The sequence below is a fragment of the Streptomyces nitrosporeus genome (genome assembly GCF_008704555.1).
GTDB lineage: Bacteria > Actinomycetota > Actinomycetes > Streptomycetales > Streptomycetaceae > Streptomyces > Streptomyces nitrosporeus.
The window spans coordinates 7,065,543-7,086,677 of record NZ_CP023702.1 but is presented as its reverse complement, the minus strand read 5'-3'; the positions used below and the strand labels follow the sequence as shown (position 1 = coordinate 7,086,677).

The 21,135-nt window shown below is 71.8% G+C and carries 20 protein-coding genes; 4 read left to right on the top strand and 16 right to left on the bottom strand.

Annotation, left to right across the window (positions count from 1 at the left end; all coding sequences use genetic code 11):
* Positions 1-145 precede the first annotated feature (145 nt).
* Entirely contained in the window at positions 146-1,375 is a 1,230-nt protein-coding gene (locus CP967_RS31550) for an MFS transporter (protein ID WP_150491230.1), read from the bottom strand.
* A 90-nt stretch (positions 1,376-1,465) separates the two neighbouring features.
* On the opposite strand from CP967_RS31550, the gene CP967_RS31545 reads away from it, so the two are divergent.
* On the top strand, positions 1,466-1,933 hold the full coding sequence (locus tag CP967_RS31545; protein ID WP_150491229.1) for a winged helix-turn-helix transcriptional regulator: 468 nt from the start codon (positions 1,466-1,468) through the stop codon (positions 1,931-1,933).
* An 8-nt stretch (positions 1,934-1,941) separates the two neighbouring features.
* Here CP967_RS31545 and CP967_RS31540 read toward each other — a convergent pair whose 3' ends face one another.
* The 10 genes from CP967_RS31540 to CP967_RS34225 form a co-directional block, all read right to left on the bottom strand.
* Entirely contained in the window at positions 1,942-2,460 is a 519-nt protein-coding gene (locus tag CP967_RS31540; RefSeq protein ID WP_150491228.1) for a hypothetical protein, read from the bottom strand.
* Positions 2,461-2,527: 67 nt separating this feature from the next.
* On the bottom strand, positions 2,528-4,189 hold the full coding sequence (locus CP967_RS31535) for a DUF885 domain-containing protein (RefSeq protein ID WP_150491227.1): 1,662 nt from the start codon (positions 4,187-4,189) through the stop codon (positions 2,528-2,530).
* Complete coding sequence (locus CP967_RS31530; RefSeq protein WP_229888293.1) at positions 4,186-5,535, bottom strand: ATP-grasp domain-containing protein; 1,350 nt, start codon at positions 5,533-5,535, stop codon at positions 4,186-4,188. Before CP967_RS31530 ends, CP967_RS31535 begins: the two co-directional genes overlap by 4 nt.
* Positions 5,532-6,857, bottom strand: a complete 1,326-nt coding sequence (locus CP967_RS31525) for an ATP-grasp domain-containing protein (RefSeq protein WP_150491226.1) — start codon at positions 6,855-6,857, stop codon at positions 5,532-5,534. Before CP967_RS31525 ends, CP967_RS31530 begins: the two co-directional genes overlap by 4 nt.
* Positions 6,854-8,257 carry an ATP-grasp domain-containing protein gene (locus CP967_RS31520; RefSeq protein ID WP_229888292.1) on the bottom strand — a complete coding sequence of 468 codons (1,404 nt, stop codon included), beginning with the start codon at positions 8,255-8,257 and terminating at the stop codon, positions 6,854-6,856. The genes CP967_RS31525 and CP967_RS31520 overlap by 4 nt, the downstream gene beginning before the upstream one ends.
* A 66-nt stretch (positions 8,258-8,323) precedes the next feature.
* A complete protein-coding gene (locus CP967_RS31515; RefSeq protein ID WP_150491225.1) occupies positions 8,324-9,076 on the bottom strand; it encodes an iron-containing redox enzyme family protein in 753 nt (250 codons plus the stop codon).
* A gap of 45 nt (positions 9,077-9,121) precedes the next feature.
* Positions 9,122-9,421, bottom strand: coding sequence for a 2Fe-2S iron-sulfur cluster-binding protein (locus tag CP967_RS31510; protein ID WP_150491224.1), 300 nt, complete (start codon positions 9,419-9,421; stop codon positions 9,122-9,124).
* Entirely contained in the window at positions 9,418-10,425 is a 1,008-nt protein-coding gene (locus CP967_RS31505) for an NAD(P)/FAD-dependent oxidoreductase (protein WP_244338983.1), read from the bottom strand. The genes CP967_RS31510 and CP967_RS31505 overlap by 4 nt, the downstream gene beginning before the upstream one ends.
* Before the next feature lie 331 nt (positions 10,426-10,756).
* Positions 10,757-11,662 (bottom strand): ParB/RepB/Spo0J family partition protein, encoded by a 906-nt coding sequence (locus CP967_RS31500; protein ID WP_229888291.1) that lies wholly within the window; start codon positions 11,660-11,662, stop codon positions 10,757-10,759.
* Positions 11,663-12,041: 379 nt separating this feature from the next.
* Positions 12,042-12,212 carry a hypothetical protein gene (locus tag CP967_RS34225; protein WP_167535474.1) on the bottom strand — a complete coding sequence of 57 codons (171 nt, stop codon included), beginning with the start codon at positions 12,210-12,212 and terminating at the stop codon, positions 12,042-12,044.
* A gap of 703 nt (positions 12,213-12,915) precedes the next feature.
* Here CP967_RS34225 and CP967_RS31495 point away from each other — a divergent pair.
* Positions 12,916-14,058: an IS701 family transposase gene (locus CP967_RS31495; protein ID WP_150491222.1), complete on the top strand. Its 1,143-nt coding sequence runs from the start codon at positions 12,916-12,918 to the stop codon at positions 14,056-14,058.
* Positions 14,059-14,223: 165 nt separating this feature from the next.
* Here the strand turns inward: CP967_RS31495 and CP967_RS31490 are convergent, their stop codons facing one another.
* The 4 genes from CP967_RS31490 to CP967_RS31480 form a co-directional block, all read right to left on the bottom strand.
* The gene (locus CP967_RS31490; RefSeq protein ID WP_150491221.1) at positions 14,224-14,802 is read right to left on the bottom strand and encodes a TetR/AcrR family transcriptional regulator; all 579 of its coding nucleotides are present in this window, start codon (positions 14,800-14,802) and stop codon (positions 14,224-14,226) included.
* A 766-nt stretch (positions 14,803-15,568) separates the two neighbouring features.
* Positions 15,569-15,739 (bottom strand): hypothetical protein, encoded by a 171-nt coding sequence (locus CP967_RS34220; protein ID WP_167535473.1) that lies wholly within the window; start codon positions 15,737-15,739, stop codon positions 15,569-15,571.
* 240 nt (positions 15,740-15,979) lie between these two features.
* Positions 15,980-16,840 carry an NAD(P)H-binding protein gene (locus CP967_RS31485; protein ID WP_229888290.1) on the bottom strand — a complete coding sequence of 287 codons (861 nt, stop codon included), beginning with the start codon at positions 16,838-16,840 and terminating at the stop codon, positions 15,980-15,982.
* Positions 16,837-17,460 carry a ScbR family autoregulator-binding transcription factor gene (locus CP967_RS31480; RefSeq protein WP_150491220.1) on the bottom strand — a complete coding sequence of 208 codons (624 nt, stop codon included), beginning with the start codon at positions 17,458-17,460 and terminating at the stop codon, positions 16,837-16,839. The genes CP967_RS31485 and CP967_RS31480 overlap by 4 nt, the downstream gene beginning before the upstream one ends.
* Positions 17,461-17,551: 91 nt before the next feature.
* On the opposite strand from CP967_RS31480, the gene CP967_RS31475 reads away from it, so the two are divergent.
* Positions 17,552-18,595, top strand: a complete 1,044-nt coding sequence (locus CP967_RS31475) for a ScbA/BarX family gamma-butyrolactone biosynthesis protein (protein WP_150491219.1) — start codon at positions 17,552-17,554, stop codon at positions 18,593-18,595.
* 325 nt (positions 18,596-18,920) lie between these two features.
* On the opposite strand, the gene CP967_RS31470 is transcribed toward CP967_RS31475, so the two are convergent.
* Positions 18,921-19,892, bottom strand: a complete 972-nt coding sequence (locus CP967_RS31470; protein WP_150491218.1) for an ROK family protein — start codon at positions 19,890-19,892, stop codon at positions 18,921-18,923.
* A 181-nt stretch (positions 19,893-20,073) separates the two neighbouring features.
* Here CP967_RS31470 and CP967_RS31465 point away from each other — a divergent pair, with 181 nt between their 5' ends.
* A complete protein-coding gene (locus tag CP967_RS31465) occupies positions 20,074-21,102 on the top strand; it encodes a LacI family DNA-binding transcriptional regulator (RefSeq protein ID WP_150491217.1) in 1,029 nt (342 codons plus the stop codon).
* The last annotated feature ends 33 nt before the right edge of the window (positions 21,103-21,135 follow it).

Below are 21,135 nucleotides of genomic sequence, written 5' to 3'. Positions count from 1 at the left end.
AAAGTTCCCAACTGGCCGGATTTGTTTCGGATAAACCTCGGGACTGTCTCCCAGCGGTTTTCGGAGCGCCGGGAATCCCGGTTTCCGGGCAGGGGTGGTCCGAGAGCACTCTGGGCTCCCGGACCACCCCTCGGCAGAACAGCCCTCAGGCGGTTTCCGCCTTCTGCCTCTCCTCCTGGCCGCGGGTTCCCGCCGCCCCGGGCAGGGCCCCGGGCACGCCGGAGGACCGGCCCCGGCCGGCCGCCCAGACGCTCAGGGCGCAGGCCGCGAATCCGGCTCCGAGGATGCTGGAGCCGGCCCATCCGTAGGAGGTGAAGACCGAGGTGGTGGCGGCCGCGCCGAGGGCGGAGCCGAGGGAGTAGAAGACCATGTAGCCGCCGATGACGCTGCTGGCGCGCTCCGTGTGCGCACTGGTGAGCATGTGCTGGTTGCTCACGTGCACGACCTGGACCGCGAAGTCGAGCACCACGACGCCGACGATGAGCAGCCACAGGGACCAGGGCAGCTGGGCGGTCGCGGCCCAGGAGACGGCGAGCAGGGCCAGCGCGAAGCCCGCCATCGGGACCGCCCGCCCCGCGTCCGCCCAGCGCCCCGCGCGTGCCGCGCCCAGCGCGCCCGCGAGTCCGGCGATACCGAACATGCCGATCTGGCTCTCGCTGAAATGCCACGGCTCGTCCGCCAGCGGCAGCGAGAGCCCGCTCCACAGCGTTCCGAAGGACGCGAACAGGAAGAACGCGATGAGGCCGCGCGTCAGGAAGAGCCGCTCCCCGAACAGCGCGCAGAGCCCGAGGACGACCTGCCGGTACCCCGCGGGCCGGTGGGAACGCACTTCCGGGGGCAGGGCGCGCAGGACGAGGGCGGCAAGTCCGAGTGCCAGCACGCCGAGCACCGCGTAGATGCTCCGCCAGCCCCACTGCTCGGCGAGCACGCCGGTGACGATCCGCGCGCCGAGGATGCCCGTCACCACGCCGGAGGTCACGACCCCGATGTTCCGCCCACGCTCGGCGGGGGGCGAGGCCGATGCCACGTAGGCCACCGTGGTCTGCACCACGACCGCGAACATCCCGGCCAGCGCGAGTCCCGCGAAGGCCATCCAGGCGGCCGAGGCCAGGGAGGTCAGAAGCAGGCCGACCGCGGTGACCACGAGGTGGCCCGCGATGAGGCGTCGCCTGTTGGCCACCATGTCGCCGAGCGGGACCAGCAGCACCAGACCGGCCAGATAGCCGAACTGGCCGACCGAGACGATCCATCCCAGCTGCCCCTCCGAGATGCCGAGGCTGTCCCCCATCGGCGCGAGCACCGGCTGCGCGGCGTAAACGCTCGCCACCGCGACACCGCACACGACCGCGAGCAGTAACCGTCGCCAGACGTCCATCGCACTCCAATCGAAAAATGAGTAGCAAAGTGAAACTAATTTGACGGTAGGGCATGATGGTCTCAATCTGCAACTCATTCAGGAGGTGTCATGCCGCGCTCCTCCACCGGCGCCCGGAACCATGCCTGGACCGATCCCGACTGCCCCGTCGCCCGTACCCTCGACCTTGTCGGCGACCGCTGGAGCCTCCTGGTCGTCCGGGACGCGATGGACGGTGCCCGTACCTTCACCGAGTTCCAGCGACGTACCGGCATCGCCCGCAACATCCTCAGCGACCGCCTCCGGAAGCTCAGTGCTCACGGGCTCCTCGCCCAGCGGACCGCGTCCACGGGCCGCCGTCTGGAGTACGTGCTCACCGACAGCGGCCGCGACCTCTTCCCCGTACTCCTGGCCCTGCGCCAGTGGGGGGAGCGCCACGCCTTCGAGCCCGGCGAGCCCCACTCCGTCCTGGTCGACGGGGAGGGCGTCCGCGTCCCGGACCTCGCGCCGGCCGGGGCCGACGGGACCCCCCTCACAGCCGACTCCGCCCATGTGCGGAAGACCGGCCCGAACCCGTGAGGCGGCCGTCAGCGCCCGCGCCCGCGCGCCCGGAGCGACAGCGCGGGACCGGCCGGTTCGCGGGCCGCGCCCGGGGGCCAGACGATCTCCACCGGGATACCGCGGGCGCGGGCGTACGCCACCATGTGGGCGGTGGCGTCCCGGCCGCTGGACGGGGAGCCGTCCCAGACCGCCAGCAGCCTGCCGCAGTCGCTGACGAGTTGTTCGTCCGCGCTCACACAGGCGTCCCGGTCCAGCGGGTCGAAGGGCAGCATCCGTATCCCTTCGGCCAGCGCCAGCAGCTCCCGGTGCGCCTCCCGCTCCCGGGGCAGAGCTCCCGCGAAGGTCCCTGACCGCTCCGGGACAAGCACCACCAGGCGCTGCCCCGCCTCACGCACCCTCCGTCCGAACTCCAACGGCAGTCCGGCGCCGGCGCGCACGAGTCCGGTCATGTCCGCAGGCATCTCCCTCAGGCACCTCCGCAGCTCGTCCCGGACCAGTTCCCACGTGTCCGGGGTCAGGTCGGCGTGCCCCGATACCGTGATCATCCGCTCGCCCGCTCCCTCACCATGTGGTGTGCTCCGTCCGTGTCCGCCCTGTCCAGGTCTCCTGCCATCAGCCGGCACGGTCCGCACGCGTCAGCTCGGCGCGCAGCAGGCCCAGGCCCATCGGCCCCAGGTCCAGGGCCTGCTGGTGGAACCGCTTGAGGTCGAAGCCGGTACCGTCGCGGCGGCGGGCCTCGTCCCGCGACTCCAGCCACACCTTCTCCCCCAGCTTGTAGGCGAGGGCCTGCCCGGGGCGTCCCAGGTACCGGTCGATCTCGAAGTCGATGAACCCCGCCGGACCGAGTCCGCAGTGCTCGACGAGGAACGCGCGGCCCAGTTCCGGGGTCCACCGCTCCCCCTCGTAAAACCCGGTGCCCGCGGGGACGGGCAGCCGCAGGTGCAGTCCGATGTCGAGGACGATCCGCGCGGCGCGCAGCAGCTGACCGGTGGCCAGCATGCCCAGCCGGTGCGCGGGGTCGGCGAAGTGTCCCAGCTCGTCCATCAGCCGCTCGGCGTACAGGCCCCACCCTTCGCAGTGCCCCGGGTGCAGTTCGCACGCCAGCCGCTGGAACCGGTTGAGAGTGGTCGTGTTCAGGGTCGTCGTGCCCAGCTGCAGGTGGTGGCCCGGGACGCCTTCGTGGAACATCGTGCCCGGCACCGTCCACGTCGGGATCAGCGCGTCCGGGGCGGTCCGGGTCCACCAGATCGTCCCGGGGCGCGACAGGTCCTCGCTGGGCGCCAGGTAGACGGCCGGCCCCTCGCTGGGGGAGATCCGGCAGTCGATGCGCCGCAGGGCCTCCGGGACCGCGAAGTGCGTCCCGTCGAGGGCGGCGACGGCTCCGTCGGCGAGCTCCTGCAGCCAGTCGCGGAACGCCGCCGCGCCCTTGATCTGGTACCGGAGGTCCTTGTCGAGTGCCGCCAGCACGGCCGGGACCGGTTCGCCCGGCGCGATCCGCGCCGCGGTCTCGGCCATGTCCCGCTGGATCCGGCTCAGTTCCTCCCAGCCCCATGCGTAGGTCTCCCGCAGGTCCAGCCGGAGGCCGAGGAACTCCCGTACCCCCAGCTGATAGCGGTCCTCACCCAGCGCGTCCGTCTCAGGGGCCACCGGCGCGAGTTCCTCCGTCAGGTACCCGGCGAACCACGTCAGCGCCCGGTTCGCGTCGGCCACCGCCTGCTCCAGGGCGCCCCGCAGCACACCGTCGCCGGACCCGGCCGGCAGCCCCGCCAGGTACGGCCGCGTGTCCCGGCAGTCCCGGGCGTTGCGGACCACCTGGCGGTACGGTGCGACCCGCCCGCCGCGTCGCGCGGCCTCCAGGCTCTCGCGCAGCCCGGCCAGGGTGTCCGGGACGGCCCGCAGCCGCGCCAGCAGCGCGTCCCACGGGGTCTCGGAGCCCTGGTCGAGCAGTCCCACAGCCTGCCGGATCCGCTGGACCGGCCCGTCGAGGGTGTCCAGCAGCGTGGCGTACGCGTCCGCGTCGGCAAGCGCCACCTCCGTGTCGAGCCGCTCACCGAGGACCGCCGCCGCGACCCGTTCGGCGTCCCCCTCGACCGGTGCGGCCTCGACCGCCTTCGCCGTACGGCGGGCCAGCTCCGCCCGTTCCCACGTGGCCTGCGGGCCGAAGTCGGTGAGCCGCTCCTCCTGCCCGGCGACGCCCATCGCCGAGGCCAGGCACGGGTCCAGCCCGGCGAGTTCTTCCACATACCGGTCCGCGAGGTCGCTCAGAGCGGTCATGGGCGGGGTCCGTTCATCGGGGAGCGGGGGGCCGCGGTGGCGGCCGCCGGGGAGAGGCCGGGCCTCTCCCCCGCGCCGGGTCCTGGTACCAGGACCCGGTCCGACGCCGCCGGGGCGGCCGGGCGGGTGCGGACCGAGAGCGAGTCGAACAGGCCGGTGATCCAGTCCCGGACGGCCTGCGGGGTGTCGCCCGTGACGATCCCGGTGAGCACCGTCTCCCCGGTCTGGTAGGTGATGTGGCCGGGCAGCGGCGCACCGGAGGGCAGTTCGTTCCAGGCGACCGCGGAAGGGCTGCCGCGGAACGTCGCCGCCCCGTCGAGACCCCGGTACTCCTGCCCGGCCAGGTGGTGGCCGGGGTAGACGAACCAGCCGTACCGGCGCCGGCCGGCCGGGGGCTCGGGAAGCGTTTCGGCGACGGGCTCGCCCAGCAGGGCACGCAGCTCGTACGAGGGAAGGTGGACTCCGGTGGCCAGTTCGACGGTGGCCACCACGTCGGCTCCCCCGACCCGGTTGCCGACCTCGAGGAAGACCAGCTCCCCCTCATGGACGATCGCTTCGAGATGGAAACTGCCGTCCTCGATCCGCACCGCGGCCAGGACGCGCGACACCCAGGCGCGCGTGTCGTCGGAGAATTCGATCTGGAACGATCCGAGCGGGCGGCCCTGCGCGTACTGCAGACAGGTGTTGACGTATTCGCCGGCGCTGAGGACGAGGACCTCGCCCCCCTGCACCAGGCCGTCGAAGTGCCGGATCGGCCCGGAGACGAACTCCTCGACCTGGTAGTCCTCCCACTCGTTCCCGGCGTCGAGCCGGGCGATGCCGGTCCGGCCCTCCCGGACCGCCGCCGCGGCCCGCGCCGGAGTGTCGAACACGAGCACGTCCTCGCTGGAGGCGCCCCGGTGCGGCTTGAGCACGGTCCGGCCGCGCCAGTGGGCCGGGCCGTCCGGTGCCAGGAAGCGCGGCAGCGGGAGGAAGCGCGGCACCCGCAGTCCGGCGTCCTCGACGGCCTGCTTCATCAGGACCTTGTCCCGGGCGAGCACGACCTGGGCGGGCAGGGCTCCGGGGACGCCCAGGTGCTCGCGCAGCCGGGCGCAGTCGAGGAGTTCGTACTCCGACACGGAGATGATCCGGTCGAAATCCCGGGGCCGGTGCGCCAGCCACTCCCGGGCCTCCTCGAAGACCGGCCGGGTGCCCGGACGGCTCACCCGCTCGCACCGCAGGCCGGGCGGGAGGGTCTCCAGCGCTTGATCGGTCCCGAAGTAGGTGACTTCGTGCAGGTCGTGGGAGAACCCCCGGTGGTATTCGATCTTGAAGTAGGGCACGCGGTGCAGGACGAGGATCTTCATCGGCCTTTCCTGACGGGGGTGGGGAGGAGCAGGGCGCGGTCCAGGGCGTCCAGCCATGCCTCGCGCAGTGTGTGCACGACGGTGCGGATGTCGGTGCGGTCACCCCGCAGGACCACGCAGCCCTGTGCCGCGAAGTCCGCGTTGTCGCGGGCGACGGCGTGCAGGTCGCGGCGCTCGGGCGACAGCCAGGAGAAGTCCGCGACGGTGAGTTCTCCGTCGGCCAGGCCGAACCGTCCCGCGGTGGCCCGGACGGCGTCCCCGAGCGGGTCCGCGCCGGCGGTGACGCCGGCCGGGGAGAACGAGCGGTCGGTGCCGACGCCGAGCATCACCGTCGCCGCCGAACAGCCGGGGACGAGCCGTTCCACTTCGGTGCCCGCACCGAAGGCCGTGTCGATCCAGTGGTGGTGCAGGTCGATCCCGTAGACCCAGTGGGCCAGTGACCAGATCCTCATCCCGCCCGGCCGCCGGTTGGGCTCCACCACCGCGGCGCGCAACCCGTCGTCGCTCAGCTTGATCTCGTTGTGGAACGGCCCGTCACACTGACCGACCAGCCAGTTCGCCTGGCGTCCCGCCCTTTCGAGCGTCGCGCGCTCGTGCTCCTCGATCCGGGCGGGCAGGACCTGTGCGATCTCGACGGGGTACCGGCCGTCGGCGCTGAGCTTCTCGGTCACGAACTCCAGCGAGCCCAGTCCGTCGAAGGAGTACTCCCGCCGGTACGGGATGAGCTCCTCGCAGATCACCCCTCCCTCCAGATAGGGAAGGACCTCGGCGAACGCGGCCATCAGGTCGTCGCCGGGGCGGACCACGACGACGCCCCGGTTGTTGCCCTCCGCCACGGGCTTGACGACGAAGCCCCCGGGATGCTCCCGCGCGAAGGCCCTCAGCTGGCCGAGCGAGGCGATCTCGGCGAAGGCGGGCACCATGACCCGCTGCGCCTCCAGGAGTTCGGAGACATGCGCCTCGGCGAGCCGGTAGCGGTACTTGGAGAAGGCCCCTTCGGCCAAGCGTGGCGAGTCGACCCGGACGCCCAGCCGTTCGAGCAGTTCGGCGCCGCTGCGTACCGCGTTGTCGGAGAAGACGATGCCCGCCCTGATCCGTTCCCGCCGGTCGCCGAGGAGCTTCTCGCCCATCTCGGCGAAGTCGTCGCGGAGCGGGTCGAGGTCGATCACCTCGTCGGCGATGGAGCGGTCGGCTTCGGTGGGGTCGGCCCGGATCAGGACGACCGCCGCGCCGTGCTGTTCGTGGGCGTGGTCCCGCAGGTGCCGGACCTCGTCGATCCGGCTCAGGTTGTAGTCGACGATGAGGAGGATCGGCCTGGTCATCCGTGCTCCTTTTCGTACGTGACCTCGATGGCGCTCCTGGAGGCGGTCACCAGTCCGGGAAGGATCGCGTCGCGGCCGGCGTGCCCCATGCTCCAGAGCACCTGGCCGAGGAACACCTCGCGCGAGGCCGGTTCCACGACGTCACCGGGCTTGAGGAGGACCTGTGTCAGGACCGGACGGAGGGGGCCGTCGTTCAGCCGGATCCCGCGGATCGTGCCGGGGTCGGCGAAGAAGACGCGGAAGAAGGTCGCGTTGCCTCCCTGCGGGGTACCGTCCGCCGTGTAGGAGAGGCTCTTCAGCTCTTCGAGGAACCCGGCCGGCCGGTGGGCGGTGAGCAGGGAGTCCAGCCAGAGGTCGAGCAGGCCCGGTCCGCCGGTCAGCGCCCCCACACTGGGCGAGATGAGGCTGCCGCCGACGCGCGGGTTGACCTCGATCAGGTCCCAGCCGGACGGGGCGTGCCGCGCCTCGACGTGGAAACAGCCCCAGCCGAGGCCGAGGGTGTCCAGCACGCTCGACACCCAGCGGAGCCCGGCGACGAGCTCCTCGCGCGACAGGCTCGTGGGCGGGCTGACACAGGCGTCCTCGAGCACGGCTCCCGCCGTCTCCGTCATCTCGCACTTCTCGTGCACGGCCACTACGTGCGGCTCGCCGTCGACGACGACCACTTCGAAACTGAACTCGCGCCCGGGCACGTAGTCCTCGACGAGGAACTCCATTCCGGGGGTCTCCTGGACCGCGGCCGTCCCGGGAGCGGTGCTGTGCGGGTCCGCCGGGTCGCCGGGGTCCGGCCGGTGGGCGAAGACACTCGCGTAGACCGTGTCGGAACGGGCCTCCGCGGCGATGCGTTCCAGGTCGGCCCAGGTCGTGCCGGCGGTGAGGGGAAACGTCCCGAAGGAGGCGATGCCCCTGACCGGCTTCACGAAGTAGCGTCCGCCCTCACGCTGTCGCTCGGCGAGCGTCCCGGCGGTGAGCACGGACGCCCGGCCCCGGCTGAGGCCCGCGTCGGCGAGGCGGTTGCGCAGCGTCACCTTGTCGCGCAGTTCCAGGACCTGCTTCTCGTCCAGGTCCGGCACTCCCAGGCGGGCGTTGGCCAGCGCCATCAGGTGCCGGTAGCCCTCCCACACCGTGACACAGCACCGTACGTCCGTGCCGGTGTCCTGGAGGTGGTCGATGTACTCCTCGATGTCGCGCGGGGTCAGGACGTGTCCGTCCGTCACCCGGACGTCATCGGCGAGGCCGGCGAGCACCGCCGGCCTGGTCTCCTGGTGCTGCGGCTCCGGCAGGGAGCTGAGCACATGGCATCTCAGCCCGCGCGCCGCGACCACGTCGACGAGATCCTCCGTGAACGAGAACCCGACATGGCTGAGCAGCAGCACCCCCCTGGTATTTTCCGTGCTCAATCCGGTCTCCTCACCGGCGGGCGGGGGTGCGGCGCGGGCCGCGCCGCACCCCCGCTGGGACGGGTATCAGGCAGGCTGCTGTTCGGCCTTGGCGACGGTGTCCAGGTAGAGCTCCTCGAAGTACTGCGCCAGGATGGCCTGGTGCTCGCGGAGGTACCGCTTGAACGCGACGACGTCGTCGTCGTTGCGCAGCAGGTGCCGGACGGCCGCCCAGACCTCGCCGGGGTGGTCGTCGTTGATGTCGGTGTGCGAGTGGTTGATCTGGCCGCCGATGTTGCTCTCGCCGACCGAGTTCTTCAGCGCCTCCAGCTTCTTGGGCTCCAGCTTCACGTTCACGTACTCGACGAGGTAGGAGTACGCGACGACGCCGAGCGGGCCCTCGTGGTCCAGGAGGTAGGAGAAGTATCCGGTCAGCAGCTTGGTCGACAGGTAGGGCTCGGTGGCCAGGAACTCCTCGCGTGACACGCCGACCTTCTCCAGGTCGGTGATGAAGAGCTCGTCGTGGAGCATCTCCTCCTGCTCGTAGTTGGCCCAGACCTGCGCCGCCTCCGGGCTGCGCTTGGCGATCTCGACCAGGGCCTTGGCCTCGGAGACGCGCAGCAGCCGGATACGCCACGCGGTCTCGATCAGGTTCCGCTTGTAGTACTCGGAGTCGACGTTCTTGCCCTCCAGATGAGCGGCCTCGGGAACGTTGGCGTACCACTCGAGGACCTGCTGGTCGAGCTGCTCGTCGATCTCGGCACGCAGCTTCGCGGAGGCGGTGGCGGTGAGGAACCGTGAGCGGTCCCCGTAGCCGGCGTTCGTCACGCGGTTCGGCATGGTTCACCTCTTCTTTTGGGCGCTCGGACATCTGTACGAGCGGTTTCAGGTGGTGTCGACGACGCGGACGGCCGCGTCGCCCTGCAGCCGGCACTGGCAGGCCAAGCGGTGCGTGCCGCCGGTCCGGCCGAGGTCGTGCAGGAAGTCGAGTTCGTCGTCGTCGGGCTCCCCGAGAGAGCCGAAGCCCTCCAGGACCTCGATGACGCACGCACCGCAGGCCCCGGAGCGGCATCCGAACGGAATGAGCTGCTGCGAGATCTCGTACTCGACTTCGGTCAGAGGGGATCCCGCGGGCAGCAGGATCTCGGTTCCCGTCGGAAGGATCTTCAGTCTTTTCATGGTCATGACATCAACGCGCCGTCGGTGCCGGTGGAGTGCTCCGGCGCGAGGCGGGAGCCGGGACGCAGCTCCACCGCCACATGGTTCGCCGCGGTCGCCGCTTCTCCGAAGCCCACCGAGATGAGCGGAACACGACCCTCGTAGAAACACATGTCGCCAATTGCGTAAACCCCCGGCACATTCGTGCGCATAGTCGCGTCCACCATGATCCGGCGATTCATCATCCGAAGCCCCCAGTCGGCGATCGGACCCAGATCGGTGATGAATCCCAGCGCCGCGACAAGGGCCTGGGCGGGCAATTCCCATTGCTCCTCACCGACACGTACGCGCACTTCTTCCAGACGCCCGGCGCCGCGGCATTCCACCACCTCGGCACCGGTGATCACGCGAACACCGCTCGCGTACATCCGCTTGACGCCGTGCTCGTGGGCACGGAAGGCCGAGCGCCGGTGGACGACGGTGACGGACCGCGCGATCGGCGCGAGGGCAAGGGCCCAGTCGACCGCGCTGTCACCGCCCCCCACGATCACCACGTCGCGGCCACGGTGCTCATCCAGACGCGGCACGTGGTACGCCACACCACGCCCCTGGTAGGGCCCCAGGCAGGGCAAGGTGCGAGGGGTCGAGCGGCCGAGTCCGGCCGCGACGACGACGGCCCCGGCGCGCACCCGCCGGCCGCCCTCGACGCCGATCGTCCAGCCCCCGCCCCCGTCGGACGTCAGGGAGACCGCCGTCCGGCCGAGCAGGTACACGGGCCGGAACGGCTCCACCTGGGCGACCAGGCCGTCGACCAGTTCCCTGCCCCGTACCGCCGGGTGTCCCGCGATGTCGTAGATCTTCTTCTCCGGGTACAGGGCCGCGATCTGGCCGCCCGGTTCGGGCAGCGCATCGATCAGCACGCTGGAAAGACCCCGGAAGCCCGCGCAGTAGGCGGCGTACAGACCGGCCGGGCCCGCTCCGACCACAGCGACGTCCGCGCTCGTCCCCGCGTCGACCGCGGTCGTATCCACTCGAACTCCCGCTCGGTTCATCCTGAACTCCAGGCCTTTCTCACGTGAGGTCGAACAGCTCGGACAGATCGCGCTCTCGACCGGTTCATCCTTTTCACTTCCAAAGGATCCGATCCTCCTGCCATTCGGCATTCCCATGCCTCACGCAAGAGCACCCGGGAACATTCCGTTCACGTTCCGGGCGGGTCCCCGTCGAGTGCTATTTCATAGTCCAGCGGCATACCCACACCGTCAAGAAAATGAGTCGGAACTCCGCCCCACCCTGCGTCCGGGAGAAATCAGGAGGCTTTTCCGTCGACACACCGGACGCTCTCTCCCGGTCCGGCGCGCCCTACTTCTCGTCGGTGTCACCGACGGCCTGGTCCAGGGCACTGGCGAACCGCTGCCATTCCCGGGCGTAGGAGTTGGCCAGGTCGGCGACGACAACGGCGCAGTGCGGCGGCACCGCCGCCATCAGCTGTCGCCCGACCTCGAAGTCGGGCGCGCGCTCGTTCAGCCAGCGCAGCAACGCGCGCCCCGACTCGGTGAGCCGGAGCGACGGGTCCTTCGCCAGGGTCTCGGCGCGCCGCGGCCGGCCGCGCTCCGCGCACCGGCCGCCTTCCGGTTTCCCGCCCGCGGCGCTCGGGAGCGGCGAGGGGACCCGCTTGTCGCGCCGCATGCGCTGCCGTACCTCGCACGCGGTGCTGACCGACACGCCCGCGCTGGCGGCCGCCTCATTGAGCGTGGCGTCCGGGTGCTCGCCGAAGAAAGCGCGCACGGCCTCCCTGCGCCGCGCCGCGTCGAGCGGCCGGGAGCGGCCGTCCGCCCCGATTCTGGCCTTCGACTGTGGAACTTCCTCAGTCGAAACCCGGCGGACGGCGCTCACGGTTTTCGGGGACAGCCGGGTGATGCGGGCGATCGCCCGGTCCGACAAGTCCGGGTGCGAGCCCAGGATCCGCCGGGCTGCGGCCCTCCGGTCCGCGAGCGTCAGCGGCAGGCCGTGGCTGACGTTGGCCATCACGGAGTGGATGAAGACCTCGTCGGCCGGTCCGTCCAGGTAGCGGACCGGGATCGTCTCCTCGCCCTGGAGCATGGCCGCTTGGAGCCGGTGCATCCCGTCGACCACGCGCCGGGTGCCCCGGTGGACCAGGATCGGTTCGATGTCACTCTGCGCGAGCACTTCGACGTGCTTCCGGTCCACCCCGCCCAGACGTGGTGAGTCCGCGGCCGCCAGGGAGGCGAGCGGCACCCGGTCCACGTCGGAACACTCGCCTCCCGTCACGTTCCCGAGGCCGTGAGCCGTCGTCTCCAGGTGGTCTGCCAGGTATGGGGAGGGCGGTGTGTCCGCCAGGTCTAAAGGCACCGAAGGTCTGCTTTCTATCCGGTCTTCCACAGGTGGGGGTCACAGGGGCCGGGAACGCGCGGACGACTCCGGTCGGCATGATCCCGGTTCAGGGCGTGCCGTGCAGGTGACGAGCAGAAGGGGGCGCCCGTCGGGGGCATGGACAGAACGCCCGCGAAGAGGGCGGAGGACATGGCGTGCGAAGCGGCGGACCGCGCGCCGGGGCGCCCGGGTCCGGCGGGGGTCGTCCGACGACGCGCGTGCCGGGCCGGACCCGCGGGTGGGAAGGAGGCCGTCAGGGGTCGCTGCCCGATGTCCGCGACACCTCTTGGATGTACGGCTCCGCCCCTGTGCGCCGGTCCGTCCGGGGGAGGCGGCCGAGGACGGTCTCGATGAAGGGAGGGAGGCGGAGAGACCGGTCGTCTTCGGTGGACGTTCCGGGCATCGGCTCGTGCGGCAGTGTCATCGGGGCTTCCTTTCCACGTGACGTACCGCTGCCCCCGGTTCACATGAGGGCGTTTTTCGCCTCCGGGGGCGGGGGTCCCCCGGAGGCGAGGCAAGCATAAAGAGCACTATTTACGTGTGACTAGGCGGGCGGCCGAAGTGACCTGAAGAAGCCCACTGCCGCACCGGACCTCCGTGCGCGTGGAGACGGTGCCGTGGCTGAGCGCCGGCTCGGGTTCCGGCCCGCCCACGAGCCGGAACCCGAGCCGTCATCAGGGGCGGCCGGTTCCCGGGCGGGCCATCGGCTGCCCCCGGGCGCGCCCGACGCCCCGGCCCCTTCCGGCCGGGCCGGGGTTGAAGCAGTCGCGCCCCGGTTTCCGGGGCGGCTGTCCGCCGGCGGGCGGGGAGTTCGGCCGGTGCCACACGGGTCCCCCGGGGGCCCGAACTCCCGCCCGGTGAAGCCCGCTCCCCGGGCGGGCCCCGCTCCTGGAGGCAGCGCGGATGACCCCGGCGAGTCCGCGCCCCCTTCCGTGACCGCGGAAGGGGGCGACCGGTGGAGGTGCCGAAGTCGCGTTACGCTCGTCGCCGCAACACACGTAAATAGCGCTCTTTATGCTTAGCTCGGCCCCGCCTCCTGGGGACCCCCGTCCTCCAGGAGGCGGCAACGCCCTCACTCGGACCAGGGACAGCGGGACAGCGGTACGTCACGTGGAAAGGAAGCCCCGATGGCACTGCCGCACGAGCCGATGTGCGGAACGTCCGCCGAAGACGACCGGACTCCCCGCCTCCCCCCCTTCATCCAGACCGTCTTCGGCTCCCTCCCCCGAACGGATCAACGCAGGTGGGCGGAGTTCTACATCAGGGCGCTCCTGCGGACACCGGGCAAGAAGTCGCCGCGCCGGCTGGCGGAATCCGTCAGCGACTCCCCTACCGCCTCCCAGGCTCTGCACCAGTTCGTGAACGCGAGCCCGTGGGACTGGCTGACGGCACGTCAGGGCCTGCTGCGCTGGGTGGCGCAGGCCGGCTCGGAGGTGACGGCCTGGACGCTGGTACCGGTGTTCATCCCCAAGCGCGGCGACCACTCCGCCGGAGTGCACCGCAGGTTCGACCCCGCGCAGGGGCGGCTGTCGAACTGCCAGCTGGGAATGGCTGTGCTGGCCACGGGCAAGTACGGTCCCCTGCCGGTCGACTGGGACCTGTACATCCCCGGCGGGTGGACGAGGACCCGGCGGGCCAAGGCGCGGGTGCCGGAAGAGATCGGCGGCCCTTTGTGGTCACAGGCCTCGAAGCTGCTGCGCCGGGCCCCCTTGCAGCCTCCCGGCCGGCACGCCCCTGTCACGGCCGAACTGTCCTGGCTGCCGGACCGGGAAGCCTTACTGGCTCATCTGGTACGGGACGGGCGGCCCTTCGTGGTGGAGGTTCCCGGCGCCACACGTGTCGCACGTCCGGTTCCCCCGCCGGCCGGTACACCGCCCCTCACCGTCCGGCAGGTCCTGAGGGATCCCGCGACCGCGGCAGGGAAGGAACAGCACCCCCTCGTATCCCTCCCGGTGGTCCTGCCCGGCTCATCCGCAGGACGCGTTCCGCTGCGGCTGCTCGTCCGGCACCGCCCGGACGGTCCGGCGCAGACGTGGCTGACGAATCTGGTCGACCGGCAGCTGCCCGAACTGCTGCCGCTGATGCGCCAGCCACGGCTGGCCGCGAGTGTGGTGGGCACCCTGAACGAGGACTTCGGGCTCCAGGACTTCGAAGGCCGGTCGTTCCCGGGGTGGCATCACCACACGACGCTGGTCTCCGCCGCCTTCGCCTACTCCCGGATCGACGGCCGCGGTGCAGCGGGCGGTGCCGGGACCCGCTCCCAGGGCTGAGGCCTTGGAACGCCCACCGCCCGACCGGTCGCACACAGAGGCCGGCCGTACGAGGAGGCCACGGGCCGCACCCTCGACTCCTCCCCCGTGCGCGGCGGCCCGCCTCACACACCTGCCTGACGGCCGGCGGCCGTGTTCCCGGGGGCACATGCCGACAGCGGGTGCTCAGCGCGCGTCTGCAGCCAGACCGTTGAGCACGGCGCGCCAGACCTCGGCGAAGTCGGGCCCCGTCGGGCCTTCTCCGTCCGCAGGCCTCCTGGCCTCGGCCATGGCCCCCTCCACCACGTACATGACGAGACGCACGGCGGTGTCCGGCCGTACACCGGCGAAGAGGCCACCGGCGGCCGATGCCCTTTCGAGGAGGCGCAGAACCTCTTCGCGGAAGACGCCGAGCCAGTCGGAGACGACGTGCTCCTCCTGGATCAGGCGTACGGCGGCCCGGGTGAGGACGTTGCGCTGGAGGGCCGTCACCACCTGCCGGACGAGGAGGGACAGTTCGGGAAGGGCTCCGGCGGCGGAGCACTCCGTGCTGACGCGCCGCAGTTCCTCGACGCCCTCCTGCACCACCGCGGACGCGAGCGCCGCCTTGCAGCGGAAGTGGAAAGTGAGGGCCCCGAGTGTGACGTTCACCTCCGCGCACACGCTGTTGAGCGTCGTACCGTCGTAACCGTGCTGGTCGAAGTGGCGTGCTGCTGCCAGGACGAGGTTCGCGCGGGTGCTTGCGGCTCGTTCACTGTTCTTCATGAAGTCCTCGGGGATCGCGACGGCAATGAGGGCGCACAGCCGGCACGCCGGAAGCGGGCTCCGGACGGGCCGGCCGGACCGGACCGGCCCCCTTCGGAGGCCGGGCCGGATCAGAGGGCGCCAGTTGTGCGGGGCAGGGCAGGGCGCGCGGCCGGTGGAGACGCCGGTGGGGAGCGGCGGATGCGGGCCGTGCACCGCGGGGGCCGCGGGGAAGGAACGCGCCTCTCCGCCCGGCGTTCTTTGAGCGTCCTCTCGGTGGTGGCAGGGCCCCGGCGCCGCCACAAGACCGCCGCGCCCGCGGCATGACGGTGCGGGGCCGGCCCGCCGGGCCGGTGGGCCGCCTCCGGGGCCGGGCCGGCCGGACCGCACGTCCCGAACGGTCCGGGCCGCGCCTGTGGCGGCAAGGGACGTGCGGGCCGGGTGCGGAGGACCCCGGAGTCACCGGTGGCGTCGTGTCCCTCCCGGCCGGGGGCGGGAGGGGGTCCGACGGCCCGCGAACAGGACCTGGCCCTTCCGTGGGGAACAGGGCCGCCGGACCGTCCGGTTCCTCTCCCGCCCTCCGCCACACCGCGGTTGACCCGTGTGATGTCGAGGCCAGCCAGGTCCCTCACGTACCGTCCTCAGCTCTGGCTGCCCGTGGCAGCGGGTGGCGCGGTCCCGCGGCAGCGGCTCGACGGGGGTCCGACCCTACGGTGGGCGTCGGTGATGAGCACGGGAACGAAGGAAACCCGGAACGTTCCGGGCAAGTTCGCCGGTGCGGTGCGGTTCACCGGGCGGTCCGTCCGCTGCCGGCCGGGGCGACGGCGCCGGTGGTCGACGAGGGGCGGTCCGAGCGGAGCCGTGCGGCCGCCCGGGCGGTCTCGACGGGATCGGCCAGGCACTCCCGGACGGCGCGTCCGGTGAGGGGCTCGATGAATGAGGGCGTGCCGGAGAGCACCCGGCCCGTCGTGCCGCCGTCGACGCCGGACCCGCCTCCCGCCGCAGCGCTCGCGTCGGGGGCGCCGGCACGCGGACCAAGAAGATCATGAGGCAGACGCGCGGCGGAACAGGATCCCCCTGCTCCGCCGGCGGATCCTGTTCCGCTGATCACCGCACAGCGCCCCCACCGGTCACATGACAGGGCCGGGCCGCGCGGTCCGGGGAGCACCCGGCACCCGTGCCCGGCGGGTGCCCGGTCTCACTCGAAGCGGTCCCGGTGATCGGCCGCCCACTGCGCGAAGGTGGTGGCGGGCCGCCCGGTGAGACGCTCGACCGTGTCGGTGACGTGGGCCTTGGCACCGGCGAGCTGCCGCCTGGCGCTCGCGAGCAGGGCATCGGCCATCGCCGCCGGGTACCGCCGCAGGTAGCGCAGGCGGGCTTCCCCGGGGGAAAGCGCCCGGCAGACGAGGGGGCGCCCCAGCAGTTCGGCAAGGACCGCCGACTGCTCGTGGGCCGAGAGCGCCTGCGGCCCGGTGAGCTGGTACGACCGGCCGTGGTGCCTGCTGTCCCCCAGGAGGAGAGCGGAGACCTCCGCGATGTCCTCGGGCGCGATACAGGCGTTGCGACTGTGGGGGTACAGGGCGTACGTGGAGCCGCGGCCGCGGATGCCGGGCGCCCATCCAAAGGCGTGGGACATGAACGACCGCGGCTGGACCATGGTCCAGGGGATGCCGCTCGCCTTGATGCGCTCCTCGTTGCTCCGCTGCCACGTGGTGACGAGGTCGTGCGCGGCCCCGTCGAGCACCGCCGCCGCGGAGAGTTTCACGATGTGCTTCACGGAGACCTCGACCGCGGCCCTCACCACGTTCCGGTCGTGTTCGGGACGCATGGGGTCGGCGGTCACGACGAAGAGGGCGTCAGCACCGCGGAACGCGTCGACGACGCTCCCGTACGCGTCGTAGTCGCAGGCGACATGCCGGACACCGGGAGGCCGCACCGCGGAAGGCGGAGTACGGCTGGTGAGGGTGACTCGGTGGCGAGCCGCGAGGTGCCGGACCATCAGCGAGGCGATCTGCCCTGTGGCCCCGGTGAGCACGACGTGGGACGCGGGTGCGGTCACGTTCTCGGGACACGTACGGGGCCGACCAGGATGCCGTGCGCCACCGCCTCGGACGCGACGCTGGGCAGCAGAAGTCCCCACATGTCGCAGACCCTCTCCATCAGATCGGTGTGTTCGGTCGCCAGGTTCGAGTAGACCTGTATGCCGGTGCAGGCGCCGACCACGAAACGCGCCAGCCGGTCGGGACAGACCCCGTCGCGGAGTTCACCGCTGTCCCGGGCCACCTCGAGATGGCCGCGCATGAGCTCCCGCCACTCCTCGAAGGAGGTGGCGTCGTTCATGCCGTGGCTGCCCTGCTCTATGGCGAGGCGGACTCCCGCACGCAGGATCGGATCGCGCCTCACACGGTCCGCCCACACGAGGGTGATGTCGACCAGGCGCTGCAGTCCGGTCGACTGGAGGTGGGGTTCTATCGTCATCGACTGGGCGTTCATCAGGGCTTTGGCCACCCCCTGCTTCGAGCCGAAGTGGAAGTAGAGGGCACCGAGGGTGAATCCCGCCCGTTCGACGATCTGGGTCACCGCGGCCTGCTCGTAACCGGCTTCGTCGAAGACTTCAGCCGCCGCCAGCAGGAGTTTCTGCCGCGTACGAGCAGCCCGTTCCGCCTTGACAGATGCCACCCTGAACCACTCCTCGACAGACATAGATAACGTAATTTATGTTAGCTGAACGGCCGTCACCCGGGCCAATGATTCAGGGGGGTAGTGCTGCATGTCCAACACTCACGGTGGCAGACAGAGCGGGTCACGAAGCGTCAGGAAGGTCCCTCAGCACCTCGTCCACAAACACGATTCGGCCGAGGTGCTCCTCACCGACTGGACCACCCATGAGGGAGACCTCCACACCGTCCACGCCCGGTGGCCCCGTTGCCACACCTTCTACCAGCCCCACTGCCGGCGCTTCGACCCCTTGCTCTTCGTCGAGACGGTGCGTCAGACGTTCCCGTTGCTGTCCCACGCCGCCTACGGCGTGCCCTTCGACAGTCATCTGGTCTGGGACGGCTTCTCCTTCGAGATCGATCCGCAGGCCATGCTGATCCCGCAGGGCCGGGCCGACGTGGTCCTGGAGGCCGCCTGCACCGACGTCCGGACCAGAAAGGGCTGCCTGGCCTCGATGACCATGCACGCGGAGGTCCGGCTGAACGGCCGTCGCGTCGGCGGCGCCAGAACCCGGTTCACCAACCACTCCCCCGCCGTCTACCGGCGATTACGCGGCGAGCGCGACCTCGCCGAGGCCCGTCGCCGGGCCTTGCCCCCCTTACCTCCGCTACCGCCCGCCACGGTCGGACGCCACCACCACGAGAACGTGGTCCTGGCGGACAGCGGACGCGCGGACCGATGGCAGCTACGCGCCGACCTGGACCACACCGTACTGTTCGACCACCCGGTCGACCATGCTCCCGGCATGCTCCTCCTGGAAGCCGTCCGCCAAGCCGCCCATCTGAACTCCTTCACCGCGAACTGCATGGTGACCGGAATGTCCGTCTCCTTCGAAGGCTGGGTGGAACTGGACGTCCCCGCCTGGATCTCGGTTGCACCGGTGGGCGGCAACGTGCTGCGGGCCGTCATCGAGCAGGAGCACGGCACCTGTCTGACCGCTGAGGTCGTGGTCGAGTCCGTGCCGCCCCGGACGGCGGGACACCCGGCCGTTCAGAACCAGGCGGACCTCCAGTTGTCGCCCCGCCTCCGAAGCGCTCCGGGCCCGGCGGAGGCGATGTGTTCCGGGCCCGGAGCGGTCGTCCTGCCGGTCAGATGACGCTCCGGCCGCTCAAGCGGGTTTCCGCGCCTCGTATCCCCGTGTCCCCGTAGCAGCCTCGCATCCGCGTCCAGTCCATCACCGGGGCACAAAGCGCCTCATGGCGGCCTGAGTGGGCGCCTCTGCTCCTGACCCGTCGGACAGGCTCCAGGACGCGCAGTCGGTCCGGACGGTCACGGGCCCCCCTTCCTCAGCCCCCTGCGGCTTGCCCGCGACACCATGCCGGGGAAATCCCGTCGGGGCGGTGCGGTTCCGCCGGGCTGCCGTGCGCTCCGGGGCGCACGGCAGCCCGGCGGGCACGGCAGCCGGACAGCTACCCGGCGGGTTACCTGGCGGCCTTTGCCCGCAGGGCCCCGGAACGGCCGCCGGCGGCCACCGCGGCGGCCGCCACCGCCGCGCCGACGAGACCCGCGTCGTTGCCCATGAGGGCCGGGGCCACGGTGAGCCGCCGGACGAAGGAGAGGGTGGCGTACGCCCGCAGCGACCTGCGGAGCGGCGCGAAGAGTACGTCACCCGCGCCCGCCACCCCTCCGCCGATCACCGCGATGTCGATCTCGGTGAGGGTCGCGGTCGCGGCGATGCCCGCGGCGAGCGCCTGTGCCGCACGTTCGTACGAGGCGATGGCGACCGGGTCGCCGGCCCGGGCGGCCGCGGCCACGGCGGCCGCCGTGGCGTCCTCGCCGGGAGCGGGGCGCCAGCCGCCGTCCACGGCCCGGCGGGCGATGTTGGGCCCGCTGGCGAGGCGTTCGACGCAGCCCCGGGCGCCGCACGGGCAGAGGTCGCCGTCCAGATCGACGCTGATGTGGCCGATGTGGCCGGCGTTGCCCGTGGGGCCGGCGTGCAGCTTCCCGCCGAGCACCAGCCCTCCCCCGACACCGGTGGAGACGACCAGGCAGAGCGCGTTGTCGTGCCCTCGGGCCGCACCCAGCCGGTGCTCGGCGGCCGTCATGGCCACGCCGTCGCCGACCAGTACGACGGGCAGTCCCCCGACGGCCGCACCGGCCCGTTCCACCAGCGGGAAGCCGCGCCACGCGGGGACGTTGACCGGGCTGACCGTTCCCGCCGCCGCGTCCACGGGACCCGCGCTGCCGATACCGAGCGCGCCCACCCCGGGCCACAGCGGGGAGGACGCCAGCTCGGTGAGGACGGCGTCCACCGCCCCCATGACCGACTCGGCGTCCCCTTCCGCCGGTGTCGGCCGCTGGGCCCGCACGAGAAGTGATCCGCCGTCGTCCGCCAGCGCGCCGGCGATCTTGGTGCCGCCGATGTCCAGCGCGGCGACGAGGTGGTCGGTCATCGGTCAGGACTCTCCGGAGGGTGTGGGGCGGACCTGCGACGCCGGGTCCGCGGCCCGCCCAGTCTCCATTCTTATGACAACGTTGTCCAGGGCCTATGCTCGACGCCACAGCCTCCGGCACCTCCCCGGCTCCGCCCATGAGCGGGCCGGGCACGCCCACTCGACGACAGGACAGCGCATCGTGGCCGAGACCGCCCGTCACCCCGAGCCCCGCTACGGCACCAGGCCGACGATGAAGGACGTGGCGGCCCGCGCGGGGGTGGGCCTGAAGACGGTCTCCCGCGTGGTGAACGGCGAACCGGGCGTCACGCCGGACACCGAGCGCCGCGTCCAGGAGGCCATCGAGGCGCTGGGCTTCCGCCGCAACGACAGCGCGCGGGTGCTCCGCAAGGGCCGCACCGCCTCCATCGGCCTGGTGCTGGAGGACCTCGCGGACCCCTTCTACGGCCCGCTCAGCCGCGCCGTGGAGGAGGTCGCGCGCGACCACGGCGCGCTGCTGATCAACGGTTCCAGCGCCGAGGACCCCGAGCGCGAACAGGAGCTCGTACTGGCGCTCTGCGCCCGGCGGGTGGACGGTCTCATCGTGATTCCGGCGGGCGAGGACCACCGGTATCTGGAGCCCGAGATAAAGGCGGGCGTCGCGACCGTCTTCGTCGACCGGCCGGCGGGTCTGATCGAGGCCGACACGGTCCTCTCGGACAGCTTCGGCGGTGCCCGTGAAGGGGTCGCCCACCTGCTGGCGCACGGCCACCGCCGGATCGGCTTCATCGGCGACCGTCCTCACATCCACACGGCCGTGGAGCGTCTGCGCGGCTACCACGCGGCCATGGCCGACGCGGGCATCGACGTCCGCGAGTCCTGGGTCTCCCAGGGCGCGACCGACCCCGGACGGGTCGCGGCGGCGGCCGAGGCCATGCTCGCGGGCCCGGAGCCGGTCACCGCGCTCTTCTCGGGCAACAACCGTGTGACCGTGACCGTCGTGCGCGTCCTCGCCCGTCGCGAGGACCACATCGCCCTCGTCGGCTTCGACGACATCGAGCTGGCCGACCTCCTCGGCGTCACCGTGGTCTCCCAGGACCCGGCGGCGGTGGGACGCACGGCGGCGGAGCACCTCTTCCGCCGGCTGGAGGGATCGGGCCGTCCGCCGGCCCGGGTGACGCTCCCGACCCGCCTCGTCGCCCGCGGCTCGGGCGAACTCCCGCCCGCCTGAGCCCCGTTGTCACTCCGAAGCGGCCTATCCCGA

Bases quoted from the DNA above. Each gene is read 5' to 3' on its own strand.
- CP967_RS31495 (WP_150491222.1), top strand. From the start codon at position 12,916: ATGGCACTGCCGCACGAGCCGATGTGCGGAACGTCCGCCGAAGACGAC.
- CP967_RS31545 (WP_150491229.1), top strand. From the start codon at position 1,466: ATGCCGCGCTCCTCCACCGGCGCCCGGAACCATGCCTGGACCGATCCC.
- CP967_RS31490 (WP_150491221.1), bottom strand. From the start codon at position 14,802: ATGAAGAACAGTGAACGAGCCGCAAGCACCCGCGCGAACCTCGTCCTG.
- CP967_RS34225 (WP_167535474.1), bottom strand. From the start codon at position 12,212: ATGACACTGCCGCACGAGCCGATGCCCGGAACGTCCACCGAAGACGAC.
- CP967_RS31475 (WP_150491219.1), top strand. From the start codon at position 17,552: ATGTCCAACACTCACGGTGGCAGACAGAGCGGGTCACGAAGCGTCAGG.
- CP967_RS31510 (WP_150491224.1), bottom strand. From the start codon at position 9,421: ATGACCATGAAAAGACTGAAGATCCTTCCGACGGGAACCGAGATCCTG.
- CP967_RS31535 (WP_150491227.1), bottom strand. From the start codon at position 4,189: ATGACCGCTCTGAGCGACCTCGCGGACCGGTATGTGGAAGAACTCGCC.
- CP967_RS31470 (WP_150491218.1), bottom strand. From the start codon at position 19,892: ATGACCGACCACCTCGTCGCCGCGCTGGACATCGGCGGCACCAAGATC.
- CP967_RS31530 (WP_229888293.1), bottom strand. From the start codon at position 5,535: ATGAAGATCCTCGTCCTGCACCGCGTGCCCTACTTCAAGATCGAATAC.
- CP967_RS31515 (WP_150491225.1), bottom strand. From the start codon at position 9,076: ATGCCGAACCGCGTGACGAACGCCGGCTACGGGGACCGCTCACGGTTC.
- CP967_RS31550 (WP_150491230.1), bottom strand. From the start codon at position 1,375: ATGGACGTCTGGCGACGGTTACTGCTCGCGGTCGTGTGCGGTGTCGCG.
- CP967_RS31540 (WP_150491228.1), bottom strand. From the start codon at position 2,460: ATGATCACGGTATCGGGGCACGCCGACCTGACCCCGGACACGTGGGAA.
- CP967_RS31525 (WP_150491226.1), bottom strand. From the start codon at position 6,857: ATGACCAGGCCGATCCTCCTCATCGTCGACTACAACCTGAGCCGGATC.